The sequence below is a fragment of the Ruegeria sp. B1 genome (assembly GCF_056535885.1).
In genome coordinates this window covers 1,547,372-1,560,672 of record NZ_JBQFJA010000001.1, presented here as the reverse complement: position 1 = coordinate 1,560,672, position 13,301 = coordinate 1,547,372, and the positions used below count along the sequence as shown (strand labels likewise).

Below are 13,301 nucleotides of genomic sequence, written 5' to 3'. Positions count from 1 at the left end.
GAGATGACCCCCATGGGAACTTTGAGTGGCAAAACACTGGTTGTCGGTGCAGGTGGCGTATCGCACGCCGCCGTGCACAAGATGGCGATGAATTCGGACATCTTTACCGAAATCACTTTGGCCAGCCGCACCAAGTCAAAATGTGACGCCATCGCCAAAGCGGTGAAAGACCGCGTCGGTGTGGACATCAAAACCGCCGAACTGGACGCCTATAAGGTCGAAGACACGGTCAAGCTGATCAAGGAAACAGGGGCGGAAATCCTTGTGAACCTCGCCTTGCCCTATCAGGATCTGGTGCTGATGGACGCGTGCCTGGAGGCTGGCATCCATTATCTGGATACGGCGAATTACGAGCCCGAGGATGAGGCAAAGTTTGAGTATCACTGGCAATGGGCCTATCAGGAACGCTTCAAAGAAGCTGGCCTGACCGCCATCCTCGGATCAGGTTTCGATCCGGGCGTGACCAGTGTTTTCGCGAAATGGCTGAAGAAGCACAAGCTGGAGACTATTCGCCAAATCGACGTCCTGGACGCCAATGGCGGCTCGAACGATCAGGAATTCGCCACCAACTTCAACCCGGAAATCAACCTGCGCGAAGTGCTAGCCGAGGTCCGCCATTGGGAAGGTGGCAAGTGGAAACACTCCCCCGCCATGACCTACAAGGTCGAGTTCGACTTCCCCGCCATCGGCCCCAAGAACATGTACCTGATGTATCACGAGGAACTGGAGTCACTCTCGACCCACTTCCCCGAGATCGAGCGCGCCCGCTTCTGGATGACCTTCGGCGACGCCTACATCACCCACGCCAAAGTGCTGGAAAATGTGGGCATGACCCGCATCGACCCGGTGATGCATGACGGCAAGGAGATCATCCCGATCCAGTTCCTGAAAACCCTGCTGCCCGATCCCGGCGATCTGGGCGCAGAAACCAAGGGCAAAGCCTGCATCGGCGACATCGCCACGGGTCAGGCCAAGGACGGCTCGGGCGAGAAGACCTTCTACATCTACAACATCTGTGACCACGAAGAATGCTACGCCGAGGTCGGCTCCCAGGCCGTGAGCTACACCACCGGCGTCCCCGCCATGATCGGTGCGGCACAGGTGCTAAAAGGCAATTGGACCGAGCCGGGCGTCTGGAACATGGAACAACTCGACCCCGATGACTTCATGGACATGCTGAACACTCACGGCCTGCCATGGCAAGTCCACGAACTCGACGGCCCCGTAGAATTCTAGATCCAGAACTTCATCTGGCTAAAAGTATCCCGGGGTCCGGGGCAGAGCCCCGGCCTTTCCACCCAACGGAGACGCCGGACATGTCCGACCTGATGACCACACAAGCTGGTGACGCCGGCGCCTTCCGCAATTTCGACTTTAACCGGGTACCCAGCCCCTGCTTTGTAGTCGATGAAAAAGCGGTAGAGCGAAACCTGCGCATCCTATCAGACGTTGGAACACAATCCGGCGCGCATGTCCTCAGCGCGCTCAAAGCGTTTTCGATGTTCTCGCTGGCCCCGCTGGTGCGCCAACACCTCTGCGGCACCTGTGCCTCCGGCATCTACGAAGCACGGCTGGGTCGCGAAGAATATGGCGGAGAGGTCGCAACTTTCTGCGCCGGGTACAAAGATGCGGATATCGACGAGATTCTGTCGCTGTCCGACCACATCATCTTTAACTCGCCCGCGCAAAAGGACCGATTTCTCGCCAAAGCCCACGCAGCCAATGTGCAGATCGGCCTGCGGATCAACCCGGAACATTCCGAAGGTGAGGTTCCAAAATACGATCCCTGCGCGCCGTGTTCACGCCTCGGAACACCTGTCAGTCAACTGACCGAAGCCTCTCTGACCGGGGTGGACGGCCTGCACATGCATACGCTTTGCGAACAGGGGTTCGAGCCGTTGAAACGCACTTGGGCTGCCGTTGAACCGAAACTCAACCCCTTCCTCAACCAACTCAGATGGCTGAACTTCGGCGGCGGGCACCATATTACCCGCGATGACTACGACCGCGATGGGCTGGTGGCCTTCATCAAGGCCATCCATGAATCCTACGGCGTCGACGTCTACCTCGAACCCGGCGAGGCGGTGGCGCTTGACGCGGGTATTCTGGTCGGCGAAATTCTCGACCTGCCCACCAACGGTATGACCCTGGCGATCACCGATATCTCGGCCACCTGTCATATGCCCGACGTGATCGAGGCCCCCTATCGCCCCGCCCTATTGGACGAGGCCAAGGAGGGCCACACCTACCGTCTGGGCGGTCCCTCCTGCCTAGCAGGCGATGTGATCGGTGATTACACCTGGGCCAAGCCGCTGGAAATCGGCCAACGCTTTGCCTTCCTCGATCAGGCGCATTACTCGATGGTCAAGACCAACACGTTCAACGGTGTTCCCCTGCCAACCATCGCCTTGTGGAACAGCGAAACAGACGAGCTGCAAATCATCAAACAGTTCGGCTATGACGACTTCAAATCGAGGCTTTCATGAGCATTTTCCTCGACAGCGAACTGACCGCCTCGGAACGCAGCGAAGACGCGCGCTTCCGCGTGATCCCGGTGCCGTTGGAACGCACGGTTTCTTACGGTTCGGGCACCGCCAAAGGCCCCGAGGCCATCATCGACGCCAGCAACGAGTTGGAACGCATCACCGGCCACGCCGAGCCATGTGCCGAAGGAATCTTCACCGAAGATCCGCTGGACTGCGCCGGGCCATTGCCAGAGGTGATGGAGCGCCTCGCCCAACGGACCGAGACCGCAATCCATGCGGGCCAGGTGCCGGTGACTTTGGGCGGAGAGCATTCCCTGAGCTACGGGGCCGTGATGGGCGTGACCCGCGCGTTGGGGCAGCCGGTCGGTCTCGTTCAGATTGACGCCCATGCGGACCTGCGCAACGCCTATCAGGGTGAGAAACACTCCCACGCCTCGGTCATGCACCTTCTGGCCGAAGAAGGTATCCGCATTGCGCAATTCGGTGTGCGTGCCTTTTCTGTCGAAGAGGCCAAAAGCCGCCTGAGCAATCACGTCTTCCACGTGGATGCCGAGGAGCTAGTGACCGGTAACGTCCATGCAGTCGACCTGCCCGAAGATTTTCCCGATTTGGTCTATGTCAGTTTCGATGTTGACGGCCTGGACCCGTCGCTGATGCCCGCGACGGGGACACCCGTTCCGGGTGGGCTGGGCTATTATCAGGCGCTGCGGCTGGTCGAACATGCGCTGCAACATCGCAAATGTGTTGGATTCGATGTGGTGGAGCTTGCACCCGACGGCAATGCCGCCTGGGACTTTACCGCCGCACAGATCGTCTATCGCCTAATGGCCGCCTGTTAGCCTTCGGCGGTTTCGTTCAGTTCCATGTGACCTTCGCCTTTGCTTAGCACGCGGCGCAACATGGGCTCGAAGAACTCCAATGGTTTGGTCGGATAGTCCGGGTCAAACGCTTTCTGGTCATATTCGTGGCAGAAATAGCGGCAATCCTCCCAATACGGGCTGTCGCGATACTTGTCGCGGGCGTGTCGGTCGCCGCCCAGATGGTGATTGTAGTAATACCCCTGGAAAACGCAGTGATGCTTGAGGATCCAGTGCGTGCGCTCACTGACATAGGGCTTCATCATCGCGGCTGACAGTTCACCATGATTGTAAGGCGACAGGATATCGCCCGTGTCATGGATTAGTGCTGCCACAATAAGTTCCTCATCCGCGCCATCCTCATAAGCCCGTGTGGCGGCCTGCAAGCTATGCTGGTAGCGATTGACCGGATAGGGCGTCCAGTCCTCGTCCAGCGACCTAATGGCATCGAGAATTCGGTCTGGAAGGGCGGCATTATACGCCTCTTCGTATTCCATGACCGCGTCCCAGTCGGCTTTGGTCGTCTCTTCGAAACTTGTCCAGGTGGGTTTGTGGCTCTTGTCCAGCATGGCGTATCCTACAGCTTGGTGGTGACAGGCAGCTTAAGCTGTGTCGTTCTTCTAAAAAAATGAATTGATTTTATCGATATGATGAAAAAATACTTTCAAGATGCGGATTGAGGCGATTGAAACCTTTCTATGCGTTGCCGAAACAGGCGGATTTCACGCGGCGGCCCGAAAACTGAACGTCACACAAACAGCGGTCAGCGCCCGAATTCGCCTGATCGAAGAAGCCACAGGCAAGCAGTTGTTTACCCGTGGCGCCGGCGGAACGGGCCTGACCGAATTCGGCCGCCAACTCAAACCCTACGCCGAACAGATGGTGTCCCTGTGGTCCTTTGCCTCAAACAACCTTCCAGAGCAGGCGCAAAGCCGACCCGCGCTGCGTTTGGGCGCGCAATTGAGTATCTGGGACCCGTTGCTGGTGGATGTCGCCGTGCGTTTTGAAGAGCGCTTTGGACAACTGATGCTGACCCTGAACTACGACCACGATCTGGATATGGTTGACGCCGTTGCGACCCATGTTCTGGATGTTGCGTTGACTCACGAAACCCCATCGGACCGCCGCGTCGTTTTTCACGAGATGACCGCCGAGCGACTTGTACTGGCCAAAACCCCGGATGATACCAAGACCGACGGAGCCTCGGTGTTTGTCAATCTGGAACTGGGCGACATCTATCAGGACCACGTTCGGTTCACGGCACGGCAAGCCAAGGGACAAACCATCTTTTTGGGCAATTGTATGATGGCATTGCGTTATGTGCTCAAACGCGGCGGGCGCGGATACTTCCCAAGATATGTGATTGACGATTTTATTGATGCGGGCACGTTGATCGCGGTATCCGGTGCGCCTGATTTGACCTTGCCGCTTTATGTTGTGGCGCGTCCGGACAGCCCGGTCCTGACAGACGTAGTGAAGTGTGTGACCGATTTGCGCAGCTGACGTCAGCCGACCGATGCCAACGCCTCTCGCCTGCCCCGATGCCGAACAAGCGGTCGACCGGCTACAGCGAGAAACAGCGCAGATATCAGAACGCCCATCATCGCCGGCACATAGAGCAGTATCCATAAAGCCGGTTCCTCAATCACCACAGGCGCGACAAAGCCGCGAACGCCCTCCAACAGAATCAGGATTGTGAACGCACCCAATATCTGCGGCCACAACCCGAACCGTGAAAAACTGCCCAGCATTAGGGTCGAGTACCCCGCAAGCGCAACGGCAATACAAATGGCCACCCAGGAAAACCGCTGATGCAATTCTTCAATCAGTTGCCCCTCGGAATATCCGTCTTCAGCGGCAACGGCAGCGCGGTCCTGAATCAGTTCCAGCGTTGGAATGGCCTCGAGACTGCGCTTGGTCAGGCTCTCAGTATTGGTCAGTTCGGAGATGTCGTAAGACGCATCCTGAAAGAGCGTCGATGAGAGCGTTTTTCCTTCTTCATCCAGCCGCAAAGCGACCCCGTCGAGCATGACCAGATGGATTCCCGTTCCGTTGTTAACGAGGTAAGCGGTCGCACTTGAATAACTGACCGCGTTTTCCGCATCGCGCTGGTCGGAGACAAACACCTCATGCAGGGTTCCGTCGAGATCGATACGACCAATGTAAACCGTCACGTTTGGTGCCGGATGCAGGAATTCACCTTCGTTCAAAAGCTGTGCTGTTACATCGCCCGCAACTTCGGCCTGACGCAATTCCAGCTGTTCAACCGAAGCTGGGCGCAGAAAGACGCTGATAATAGCCATCATCAACCCGGTCACCAAGCCGAACAGAACAATTGATCGGGCCAGCCGCCACGGGCTGGACCCCGTGGCCAGCATGACGGTCAATTCGCTTTCACGGCTTAGTCGATTGGTCGCATAGACCGCAGCGGCAAAGACCGCCATCGGCATCACGGTTCGGATCAGGGTCGGCAGGGTCAGGGCGGTGAATTCGAGAAACACCATAGCGGACTGACCACCACTTATCACCCGGTCAAACAGGCCGACGGAGCGTGTAATCCAAAACACCCCTACCAGAACCAGGGTGAAAAACCCAAATAGAACGAGCAATTGCCGCAGGAAGTATCCATCAAAACGCGACATTGATCCTCGTCCACCAAATCAGTTCTGTACAGGAACTCTACGCCAATCGGCAGACAGAGGAAACTGCGTTTGCCGCTTTCAAACATGCCGATGCTTGGGAAAAGCACCAATCCGATGCCTTGACCGACAAATTGCAGATTTTTCGGCGGCCTGTGTAAACCTGAACCTGAAAGACCGCAAAGACGAACCCGGTTTGTTGGTGTGTTTTATCGAGACGGTCAAACCAGTGTGACCTGATCAGATCCATCAAATCCCAGCTAAAGAAGACTTAACGCCAGTGAAACACAGAGTTCAGAGGCAGCCACAATATCCGATTTCATGAGAAGCCAATTGTGTAAAAGGAGGGCTCTGAGATGGCTTACGCAGACTTTGGTGCTGGAAACAGCTTCCTCACACTCTTGTTTGCCTCCGCAGAAGACAGAAATGCGCGGCGTGGTCGAAAGGCCGAGTACAAAAGAAAGCTTAGGGAAATCGATATGATGACCGAAAAGGATCTTGCAGACATAGGGTACACCCGAGAGCAGTTGCAGCGGTCGATCCATCTTCATTACGTCAATGGATAAAAAGGCATCCAGCCCGACGCCACTGGCGCCGCCACGACAATTAGCTCGTTGATTTATCGTGCGTTTTCAGACCAATTGAAGTACCCAACACCGCCTCACCAAAGCAACACGTGCGCCACCAGTCTTTGCCTGTGTCGGTGAGCGGTTCAGGCACGCCGCGGTATTTCCCTCGGCAAATTTGTTGCTCTTATTCCTGCATAGCGGTGCGGTGCAGTCTGCAAAGCGGCTTGCGTTGTCTGTACGACACTTCCACGATGAGTCGTTTTCACCACCTGCATAAGCTATGCTACGACCACATGCACCTACCAGTTCGATCAGGTGTTGATTTTGACAGCACCGAAGGGCCGCAATCCCGCCTACCCCTGTGATCAAGAAAACCACAAAGATACGGAGGCTCTTCTCGCATTGTCGACATGGCCTCAAGCCTATATTCTAGCAAGACAAGCGACGAGGATTGTCATGCGAAAGCAAGTATTATCCGCGATTGTTTTGGGTCTGGTGCTGTGTAGCTGCTCTGGTCCCTTGGACACGTATTACCGGGCTGGCGGTGAGGTATCGCGTCTGGAAACTGACCTGCTTAATTGCGAGGTAGCCGCGCTTGAGGAAGTGCCCGTGGCATTTGCAATCCGGCAGTGGCCCAGAACCTATGTCGGCTCCAACTACTGCGCATCCGGATACTGTCTTGGTGGCAGCTGGGGTGGCGAAATATACTCCGTCGACGTGAACAAAGGCCTCAGGACGCGCGTCACCAATCAATGCATGGCTGACAAGGGCTATGCGCCGATCAGTATTCCGCGGTGCCCGGAATCGGTTGCCGTGAATGCACCGGCAGGTGAGACGACCGTACTGCCGACACTCACACCGACGAGTTGCGCCATTCGCAACCAAGACGGTTCGTTTCAGATCGTGAGCGCGGGTTGATGCCCAGCGCACAATGGTCGTTTGACCCATCTGGGTAAGGCTTCTCCCAACCATTAAAGGCGACACAAGTCTCACCGAACTTGGCGGTCGCCTTACCGCTTGTTTCGCTCTGCACCGCAAGCATCCATGTTTGATTTTCGTCACAAAGTGCGTAGAGGTCTGAAAACCTGTGTGCTACCCTTGAGCAACAACGCATTTTCCGACCGCTAACCAACCAGCCCATATTTTGAACCGAACATGGTAGCATTTTCCGATCTTCGAAGACGCTGGCCGCTGTGGCGAACTCCGCCGGGCCTGGACATGGACCAAAGCAGGCGGGCAGCAGGTCGGGGAGCTTTGGGGTGTGTTTGTGTTCCTGTAGTGCTGGCCGCGCTGGCTTGGGGCGTGAACACAATTCTGGTTGCCTTCGCTATGTCTGACGGCTTTTCCGCACTCTCAGCTTTCGCCTTCATCGTTGGCATGTCGACCATCATAGCTCTCCCGTGCGCCTTTGTGGGCCTGGCTTTGGCAGTTCTGGCGCTGCGGTATGGTTGGGCCGGATGGGGGATGGCAATTGCCTCTGGCAGTCTATTAGCAGCGGGTGTTTTTACGTGGCTTTTACCGGTAGAGCCGGAAGGTATCCTATTTGGCGTCTGTTTCGGGGCAGCTTATGGCCTGACATTCTGGCTAAGCGCGCGCGTCACCTCACCAACTGTATTCGTTCTGGATTGAAGGACGGGCAGTTGGCAGGGGCAGCAACATAATCATTTGTTCTCCAGAACATGCGCTTTCGGGCTGCACGGTTGGCAATTGTAAGATGACAGGAAGTCAAAGTCACGCCCGATCCCCAAGCATACTCCCGGGTCGACTGAGACCAATTTGGACTGGCGCTCTCGGAGATGGAATACAACGCTTGCGGAAGCGACCGTCTAAAGGCCGAAACTGCGGATAACGGAAACAAAAGTCCCAAAGTGACTCTCACCGGGTCAAATTGACCGCTGGGAAACCGGAAAAAATGATTATCTTTTATGGCAGGGGCAGCAGGGTTCGAACCCGCGACCTACGGTTTTGGAGACCGTCGCTCTACCAACTGAGCTATACCCCTGTGGTGCGACACCAGATATGCCAGCCGCGCAGCGGACTCAAGAGGCTTTTTCACAATCCCAAACGGGTCATGGCCGGACAAACAAGTTGCGCGTGGCGCGCAGTTCTTTAAGACAAGCTTTGGTCAGCAGAAGGACACCGGCCTTGAGCCTCCGCCAGAACATTGCCAACAGCGAAGCGGTTCTAAACTGGGCTGCGCGGCGGATTGCCGGCTATATCCGGATGGTGCACCGCAATACCCGGTGGCAGCGCATCGGGTATGAGGAACTGGACAAGCTTGCAGAGCAGGCCGAACCGGTCATCGTTGTGTTGTGGCATCAACGACTTGCGCAATCGCCCTATTTCTTTCCCTTGGACAAGGGGCGCATCTGCTCGATTACGTCGGCCGCGCGGGCTGGCAGCATGGTCGGGCGCGTGCAACAACTGTTCGGGATGGACACGATCGCCATGTCCAGCCACAAGCGCCACGTCGCCTTGTCCCGCGAGGTGTTGGGAAAGATGAAACAGGGCATCTCGATCGGGATTGCCGCCGACGGTCCCCGGGGTCCGAAACGCGTGTCGTCAACCGTGCCCCTGGTCTGGGCCCGCTCGTCCGGGAAACGGGTCTTCGGCATCACATATTCGACGCGGTATGGTGGCGAAGCAGGTACCTGGGATCGGTTGCTGATGCCACGGCCCTGGCGCAACGAAGGTGTCTTTTTGTGCCGGGAGTGGACGGACACCGTGCCGCGCAAAGCCAATGAGGAAGAGATCGAGGTTTTGCGGCAAAGTCTTGAGACCCACATGAACGACATCACGGCAGAAGCTGACCGGATGGTCGGGCGCAAGCCGTGGTCGCCTGGTGCCTAACCGCCCCTAAGCCGCTGCATCAGGTAGACTTCGCTGCCTTCGGGAATCGGTTCGGTAAGCCCGCTGGCAATCACACGCCCGTTGATGGCGATGGAGACACCCGCATCAATTGGACCCTGTAGTTGTGGATGGGTCCGCACCAGTTCTTTGAGCAATTCTCCCGTGGTGCTGGCTTGAACCTCCACCACCTGCAGGCCCCCGGTCAAAGACCGGAGGCCGGACCAGAGGTGGACCTCAACCATTGTCCTTCAACGCAGCCAGAATGCGCGGCGGCGACATCGGCAGTTGCTTCATCCGCACACCTGCCGCGTTTGAAACCGCATTCGCGATGGCGGCCAGTGGAGGCACAATGCCGGTTTCGCCAACTCCGCGTACGCCAAACGGGTGGCCCGGATTCGGGACTTCGACAATGACCGTGTCGATCATCGGCAGGTCACTGGCGACGGGAATGCGATAGTCGAGGAAGATCGAGTTCTGCAGGCGCCCATCCTCGCCGTAAATGTACTCCTCATTCAGGGCCCAACCGATGCCCTGTGCAGCTCCGCCTTGATATTGGCCTTCCACATAAGTCGGGTGGATCGCTTTGCCTGCGTCCTGAATCACGGTGTATCGCGTGACACTGGTCTTGCCGGTTTCCGGATCGACCTCGGCATCGACGATATGCGTCCCGAAGGAGACGCCTGCGCCCTCGGGCGTCGCTTCGAAATGGCCTGAGATCGGCCCGCCGGTTGCGCCCATATCGGCGGTGATGTCCGCCAGCGGCATCGGGTCAAAGTCACCGGCATTCGGACCGGACGGCACCGCGCTACCGTTTTCCCATTTCACCGCGTCGACCGGGATGCCCCATTTCGCGGCTGCCCGTCCACACAATTTCTCGACTGCGTGCCGTGCCGCCTTGATCGTGGCCAGACCACTGGCATAGGTCACGCGCGAGCCGTGGCTGACATCGTTGTAACCCAGCGTTGCGGTGTCGGCGATGGTGACACGGATGTTCTCGTAGGGAATGCCCAGAACTTCGGCGGCCATCAGCGCCATGGACGCCCGCGAGCCCCCAATGTCCGGCGTACCAACCATCAACTGCGCCGAACCGTCCTCGGACAACGCCAGCGAAACCGACGTCTCGCCGCCGTGGTTGAACCAGAACCCGCAGGAAATTCCGCGCCCCTGCCCCGGTTCGAGGGGCGCCGAGTAATGCGGGTGCACTTTCGCGGCCTCCAGCGTTTCGACCAGGCCGATCCTTTCATAGGTCGGGCCATAGCTGGCCTTGGTCCCCTCATGTGCCGCGTTTTTCAGCCGTACATCGATCGGGTCAAGGCCCAGCTTGTTGCACAGCTCGTCTATAACGGATTCGACGGCAAACGCCCCCATCGGTGCACCCGGGGCACGATAGGCCGCCTGCTTCGGCCGATTGGCCATGACGTCATACCCGACCTGATGCACGTTGGTGAGATTATAGGGCGCAAAGGCGCACATCGCGGTCATGTCTCCCGGAGCACCCGGGAAAGCCCCGCCCTGCAGGCGGAACACACCCTGCGCTGCGGAAATGGTGCCGTCTTTTTTCATCCCGATCTTGATGTCCATCGAGGCCGAGGATGTCGGACCGGTTGCCCGGAACACCTCGGACCGGCTCATCACGATCTTGACCGGACGGTTGGCCTTGCGGCTGAGCGCCAGCGCAACCGGTTCGATGAAGACGGTGGTCTTGCCACCAAAGCCGCCGCCGATTTCCGAGGCAGTCACGCGCAGTTGCGAGGTTTCAATGCCCAGCAGCGCCGCGCAGGTTTTTTGCGCGACCCAATGGCCCTGCGTTGTACACCACAGCTCACCCTTGCCGTCATTGCCCAACATGCCCAGACAGGCATGGGGTTCGATATAGCCCTGATGGGTCGCTTCGGTCACAAAGCTGTCTTCGATGACCAGATCCGCCTCGGCAAACCCAGCCTCGACATCCCCATGGCCGCTTTCGTGATACCGCACCACGTTCGGGTGCATCCCCTCGGGCACAGAATAATCCGCAGCCCCTTCGCGGATGATCGGCGCGTCCGGGGCCATCGCCTTGTCCACATCGGTAACATGGGGCAGGACCTCGTATTCGACCTCGATCAGTTTCAGCGCATCGCGCGCCGCGAGGGCGGATGTGGCTGCCACAGCTGCCACCGCGTGACCATCATAAAGCGCTTTTTCACCCGCCATGACGTTTTCCAGTACGTTCCAGAATTCGCCTTCCAAACCGGGCTTGAACGGAACATCGGCGAAATTGGCTCGGGTTACGACGGCTTTGACGTCTTTATGCGCCTCGGCCTTAGACGCATCGATCTTGATGATCCGCGCATGGGCATGGGGCGAACGCAGGATTGCGCCATGTAGCATTCCGGGCGCCGTGATATCCGCGCCGAATTTGGCGCGGCCTGTCACCTTATCCAGCCCGTCGGGTCGGTTTGGTCTCGTCCCAACAAAAGTGAATTCAGATTTGCGATCGTCCAGAGCCATTATGACGCCTCCCGCATCTCAGCCGCCGTGTCCATCACTGCGCGAATGATTTTGTCATAGCCAGTACAGCGGCACAGGTTGCCCGCCAGCCAGTACCGGGTTTCTTCTTCGGTTGGGTTTGGGTTCTTTTCCAGCAGCGACTTGGCCGCGACCAGAATGCCCGGAGTGCAGATGCCGCATTGCAGGGCGGCATATTCGATCATCTTCTTCTGCAACGGGTGCAGGACACCGCCATCTGCGATGCCTTCGACGGTTTCGATCTGCTTGCCGTCCGCCTCGACACCCAACATGAGGCAGGAACAGACCAGACGCCCATCAACCGTGACCGAGCAGGCCCCGCAATCGCCGGTGCCGCAGCCTTCCTTGGCCCCGGTCAGATTCAGCTTGTCGCGCAGGCAATCCAACAGGGTTTCGCGCGGATCGCACAGAAAATCCACGGCGTCGCCGTTTACCTGAGTGGAAACGTGGAGCTTGCTCATACTGTTTCTCCCTTTGCCCGGGCATAGGCGATTTTTGCGGCACGCTTGGCCAGAACACCGGCCACCTCAGTGCGGAATTCGATCGTGCCACGCTTGTCATCAATCGGGTTGCAGGCCGCGGACGCGGCCAACGCCAGAGCATCAAGTGCGGCATCGTCTAGCGTAGTGCCGATGATCGCCTTGGCGCATGCCTCAGCCAGCAACACAGTAGGTGCGACAGCGCCCAACGACACACGGGCCTCGATGATAGTGTCCCCGTCCACGCGCAAGCTGATACCCACGCCGACAACGGCGATGTCCATCTCGGTGCGCGGGATAAAACGCAGATAAGCATCGCCGCCGTTTTCGCCACGGGCCGGGATGTTGACGGCGGAAATCACATCGCCCTTGCCCAAAGACGTCTTGCCCGGACCGGTCGGAATATCCTCGACCGCAATGGTGCGTGTTCCATCGGGGCCAGTCACGGTCACCGTGGCACCTGCGGCCATCATGGCGGGCACGGAATCAGCCGCCGGTGACCCATTGCACAGGTTCCCCGTCAGCGTTGCCCGACCCTGCACCTGCGTCGAGCCAATCAGGTCCATCGCCTCGACCAGACCCGGCCAGTCTTGCGTCAATTCGGCATGTTCGCTCATCTCGGCACCGGATGTCGCGACACCCAGCGTCCAACTGCCGTCCGCGTTGCGTGTGATGTCGTGTACGCCTTTGATTTTCTTGACGTCTATCAGCGTATCAGGTGTCACCACTTCTGAGCGCAGCTGGACCAGAACATCTGTGCCGCCAGCCAGAAATCGTGTGGTGCCCGTCGCTTGTGCGGCCAGAGCCGACGCTTCGGCAAAACTGGCAGGGCTGTGATAATCCATGAATTTACCTCGCGCCTGTTGATCAGGGTTCACTGGGGTCCGCATGGACGTTAGTGCAGCCACCTGCC

The 13,301-nt window shown here is 58.0% G+C and carries 14 protein-coding genes and 1 tRNA gene; 8 read left to right on the top strand and 7 right to left on the bottom strand.

Annotation, left to right across the window (positions count from 1 at the left end):
• Window positions 1–12 precede the first annotated feature (12 nt).
• The 3 genes from ACR3ES_RS07480 to speB all read left to right on the top strand — a co-directional run bounded on the left by ACR3ES_RS07480 (window position 13) and on the right by speB (window position 3,325).
• Window positions 13–1,236 (top strand): saccharopine dehydrogenase family protein, encoded by a 1,224-nt coding sequence (locus ACR3ES_RS07480; RefSeq protein ID WP_170428737.1) that lies wholly within the window; start codon window positions 13–15, stop codon window positions 1,234–1,236.
• A gap of 80 nt (window positions 1,237–1,316) precedes the next feature.
• Window positions 1,317–2,486 carry a carboxynorspermidine decarboxylase gene (gene nspC, locus ACR3ES_RS07475; RefSeq protein ID WP_170428733.1) on the top strand — a complete coding sequence of 390 codons (1,170 nt, stop codon included), beginning with the start codon at window positions 1,317–1,319 and terminating at the stop codon, window positions 2,484–2,486.
• Complete coding sequence (speB, locus tag ACR3ES_RS07470) at window positions 2,483–3,325, top strand: agmatinase (RefSeq protein ID WP_170428729.1); 843 nt, start codon at window positions 2,483–2,485, stop codon at window positions 3,323–3,325. Before nspC ends, speB begins: the two co-directional genes overlap by 4 nt.
• Here speB and ACR3ES_RS07465 read toward each other — a convergent pair.
• On the bottom strand, window positions 3,322–3,912 hold the full coding sequence (locus ACR3ES_RS07465) for an HD domain-containing protein (RefSeq protein WP_170428726.1): 591 nt from the start codon (window positions 3,910–3,912) through the stop codon (window positions 3,322–3,324). The two genes, speB and ACR3ES_RS07465, sit on opposite strands and share 4 nt — an antisense overlap.
• Window positions 3,913–4,012: 100 nt before the next feature.
• Between ACR3ES_RS07465 and ACR3ES_RS07460 the strand changes: the two genes are divergently transcribed.
• A complete protein-coding gene (locus tag ACR3ES_RS07460) occupies window positions 4,013–4,846 on the top strand; it encodes a LysR family transcriptional regulator (RefSeq protein WP_170428724.1) in 834 nt (277 codons plus the stop codon).
• A gap of 2 nt (window positions 4,847–4,848) precedes the next feature.
• Here ACR3ES_RS07460 and lptF read toward each other — a convergent pair whose 3' ends face one another.
• Window positions 4,849–5,985 carry an LPS export ABC transporter permease LptF gene (lptF, locus tag ACR3ES_RS07455; protein WP_170428721.1) on the bottom strand — a complete coding sequence of 379 codons (1,137 nt, stop codon included), beginning with the start codon at window positions 5,983–5,985 and terminating at the stop codon, window positions 4,849–4,851.
• Between the two features lie 353 nt (window positions 5,986–6,338).
• Here lptF and ACR3ES_RS07450 point away from each other — a divergent pair, with 353 nt between their 5' ends.
• The 3 genes from ACR3ES_RS07450 (at window position 6,339) to ACR3ES_RS07440 (ending at window position 8,180) form a co-directional block, all read left to right on the top strand.
• Window positions 6,339–6,548: a hypothetical protein gene (locus tag ACR3ES_RS07450; RefSeq protein ID WP_170428718.1), complete on the top strand. Its 210-nt coding sequence runs from the start codon at window positions 6,339–6,341 to the stop codon at window positions 6,546–6,548.
• A gap of 459 nt (window positions 6,549–7,007) precedes the next feature.
• On the top strand, window positions 7,008–7,469 hold the full coding sequence (locus ACR3ES_RS07445) for a hypothetical protein (protein ID WP_170428715.1): 462 nt from the start codon (window positions 7,008–7,010) through the stop codon (window positions 7,467–7,469).
• Window positions 7,470–7,769: 300 nt separating this feature from the next.
• On the top strand, window positions 7,770–8,180 hold the full coding sequence (locus ACR3ES_RS07440; RefSeq protein ID WP_170428712.1) for a hypothetical protein: 411 nt from the start codon (window positions 7,770–7,772) through the stop codon (window positions 8,178–8,180).
• Window positions 8,181–8,477: 297 nt separating this feature from the next.
• On the opposite strand, the gene ACR3ES_RS07435 is transcribed toward ACR3ES_RS07440, so the two are convergent.
• Window positions 8,478–8,553 (bottom strand) — tRNA-Trp (locus ACR3ES_RS07435).
• Between the two features lie 143 nt (window positions 8,554–8,696).
• Here ACR3ES_RS07435 and ACR3ES_RS07430 point away from each other — a divergent pair.
• Window positions 8,697–9,401 (top strand): DUF374 domain-containing protein, encoded by a 705-nt coding sequence (locus tag ACR3ES_RS07430; RefSeq protein WP_170428709.1) that lies wholly within the window; start codon window positions 8,697–8,699, stop codon window positions 9,399–9,401.
• Here the strand turns inward: ACR3ES_RS07430 and ACR3ES_RS07425 are convergent.
• The 4 genes from ACR3ES_RS07425 to ACR3ES_RS07410 are packed head-to-tail and all read right to left on the bottom strand — an operon-like array spanning window position 9,398 to window position 13,233.
• A complete protein-coding gene (locus ACR3ES_RS07425) occupies window positions 9,398–9,643 on the bottom strand; it encodes a MoaD/ThiS family protein (RefSeq protein ID WP_170428706.1) in 246 nt (81 codons plus the stop codon). The genes ACR3ES_RS07430 and ACR3ES_RS07425 overlap by 4 nt on opposite strands.
• Complete coding sequence (locus ACR3ES_RS07420; RefSeq protein ID WP_170428703.1) at window positions 9,636–11,891, bottom strand: xanthine dehydrogenase family protein molybdopterin-binding subunit; 2,256 nt, start codon at window positions 11,889–11,891, stop codon at window positions 9,636–9,638. The genes ACR3ES_RS07425 and ACR3ES_RS07420 overlap by 8 nt, the downstream gene beginning before the upstream one ends.
• The gene (locus ACR3ES_RS07415) at window positions 11,891–12,370 is read right to left on the bottom strand and encodes a (2Fe-2S)-binding protein (RefSeq protein WP_170428700.1); all 480 of its coding nucleotides are present in this window, start codon (window positions 12,368–12,370) and stop codon (window positions 11,891–11,893) included. Before ACR3ES_RS07415 ends, ACR3ES_RS07420 begins: the two co-directional genes overlap by 1 nt.
• The gene (locus tag ACR3ES_RS07410; protein ID WP_480425564.1) at window positions 12,367–13,233 is read right to left on the bottom strand and encodes an FAD binding domain-containing protein; all 867 of its coding nucleotides are present in this window, start codon (window positions 13,231–13,233) and stop codon (window positions 12,367–12,369) included. The genes ACR3ES_RS07415 and ACR3ES_RS07410 overlap by 4 nt, the downstream gene beginning before the upstream one ends.
• Window positions 13,234–13,301: the final 68 nt, after the last annotated feature.

Coding starts and splice junctions, on each gene's coding strand:
- ACR3ES_RS07480 (WP_170428737.1), top strand. CDS start 13: ATGGGAACTTTGAGTGGCAAAACACTGGTTGTCGGTGCAGGTGGCGTA.
- nspC (WP_170428733.1), top strand. CDS start 1,317: ATGTCCGACCTGATGACCACACAAGCTGGTGACGCCGGCGCCTTCCGC.
- speB (WP_170428729.1), top strand. CDS start 2,483: ATGAGCATTTTCCTCGACAGCGAACTGACCGCCTCGGAACGCAGCGAA.
- ACR3ES_RS07465 (WP_170428726.1), bottom strand. CDS start 3,912: ATGCTGGACAAGAGCCACAAACCCACCTGGACAAGTTTCGAAGAGACG.
- ACR3ES_RS07460 (WP_170428724.1), top strand. CDS start 4,013: ATGCGGATTGAGGCGATTGAAACCTTTCTATGCGTTGCCGAAACAGGC.
- lptF (WP_170428721.1), bottom strand. CDS start 5,985: ATGTCGCGTTTTGATGGATACTTCCTGCGGCAATTGCTCGTTCTATTT.
- ACR3ES_RS07450 (WP_170428718.1), top strand. CDS start 6,339: ATGGCTTACGCAGACTTTGGTGCTGGAAACAGCTTCCTCACACTCTTG.
- ACR3ES_RS07445 (WP_170428715.1), top strand. CDS start 7,008: ATGCGAAAGCAAGTATTATCCGCGATTGTTTTGGGTCTGGTGCTGTGT.
- ACR3ES_RS07440 (WP_170428712.1), top strand. CDS start 7,770: ATGGACCAAAGCAGGCGGGCAGCAGGTCGGGGAGCTTTGGGGTGTGTT.
- ACR3ES_RS07425 (WP_170428706.1), bottom strand. CDS start 9,643: ATGGTTGAGGTCCACCTCTGGTCCGGCCTCCGGTCTTTGACCGGGGGC.
- ACR3ES_RS07420 (WP_170428703.1), bottom strand. CDS start 11,891: ATGGCTCTGGACGATCGCAAATCTGAATTCACTTTTGTTGGGACGAGA.
- ACR3ES_RS07415 (WP_170428700.1), bottom strand. CDS start 12,370: ATGAGCAAGCTCCACGTTTCCACTCAGGTAAACGGCGACGCCGTGGAT.
- ACR3ES_RS07410 (WP_480425564.1), bottom strand. CDS start 13,233: ATGGATTATCACAGCCCTGCCAGTTTTGCCGAAGCGTCGGCTCTGGCC.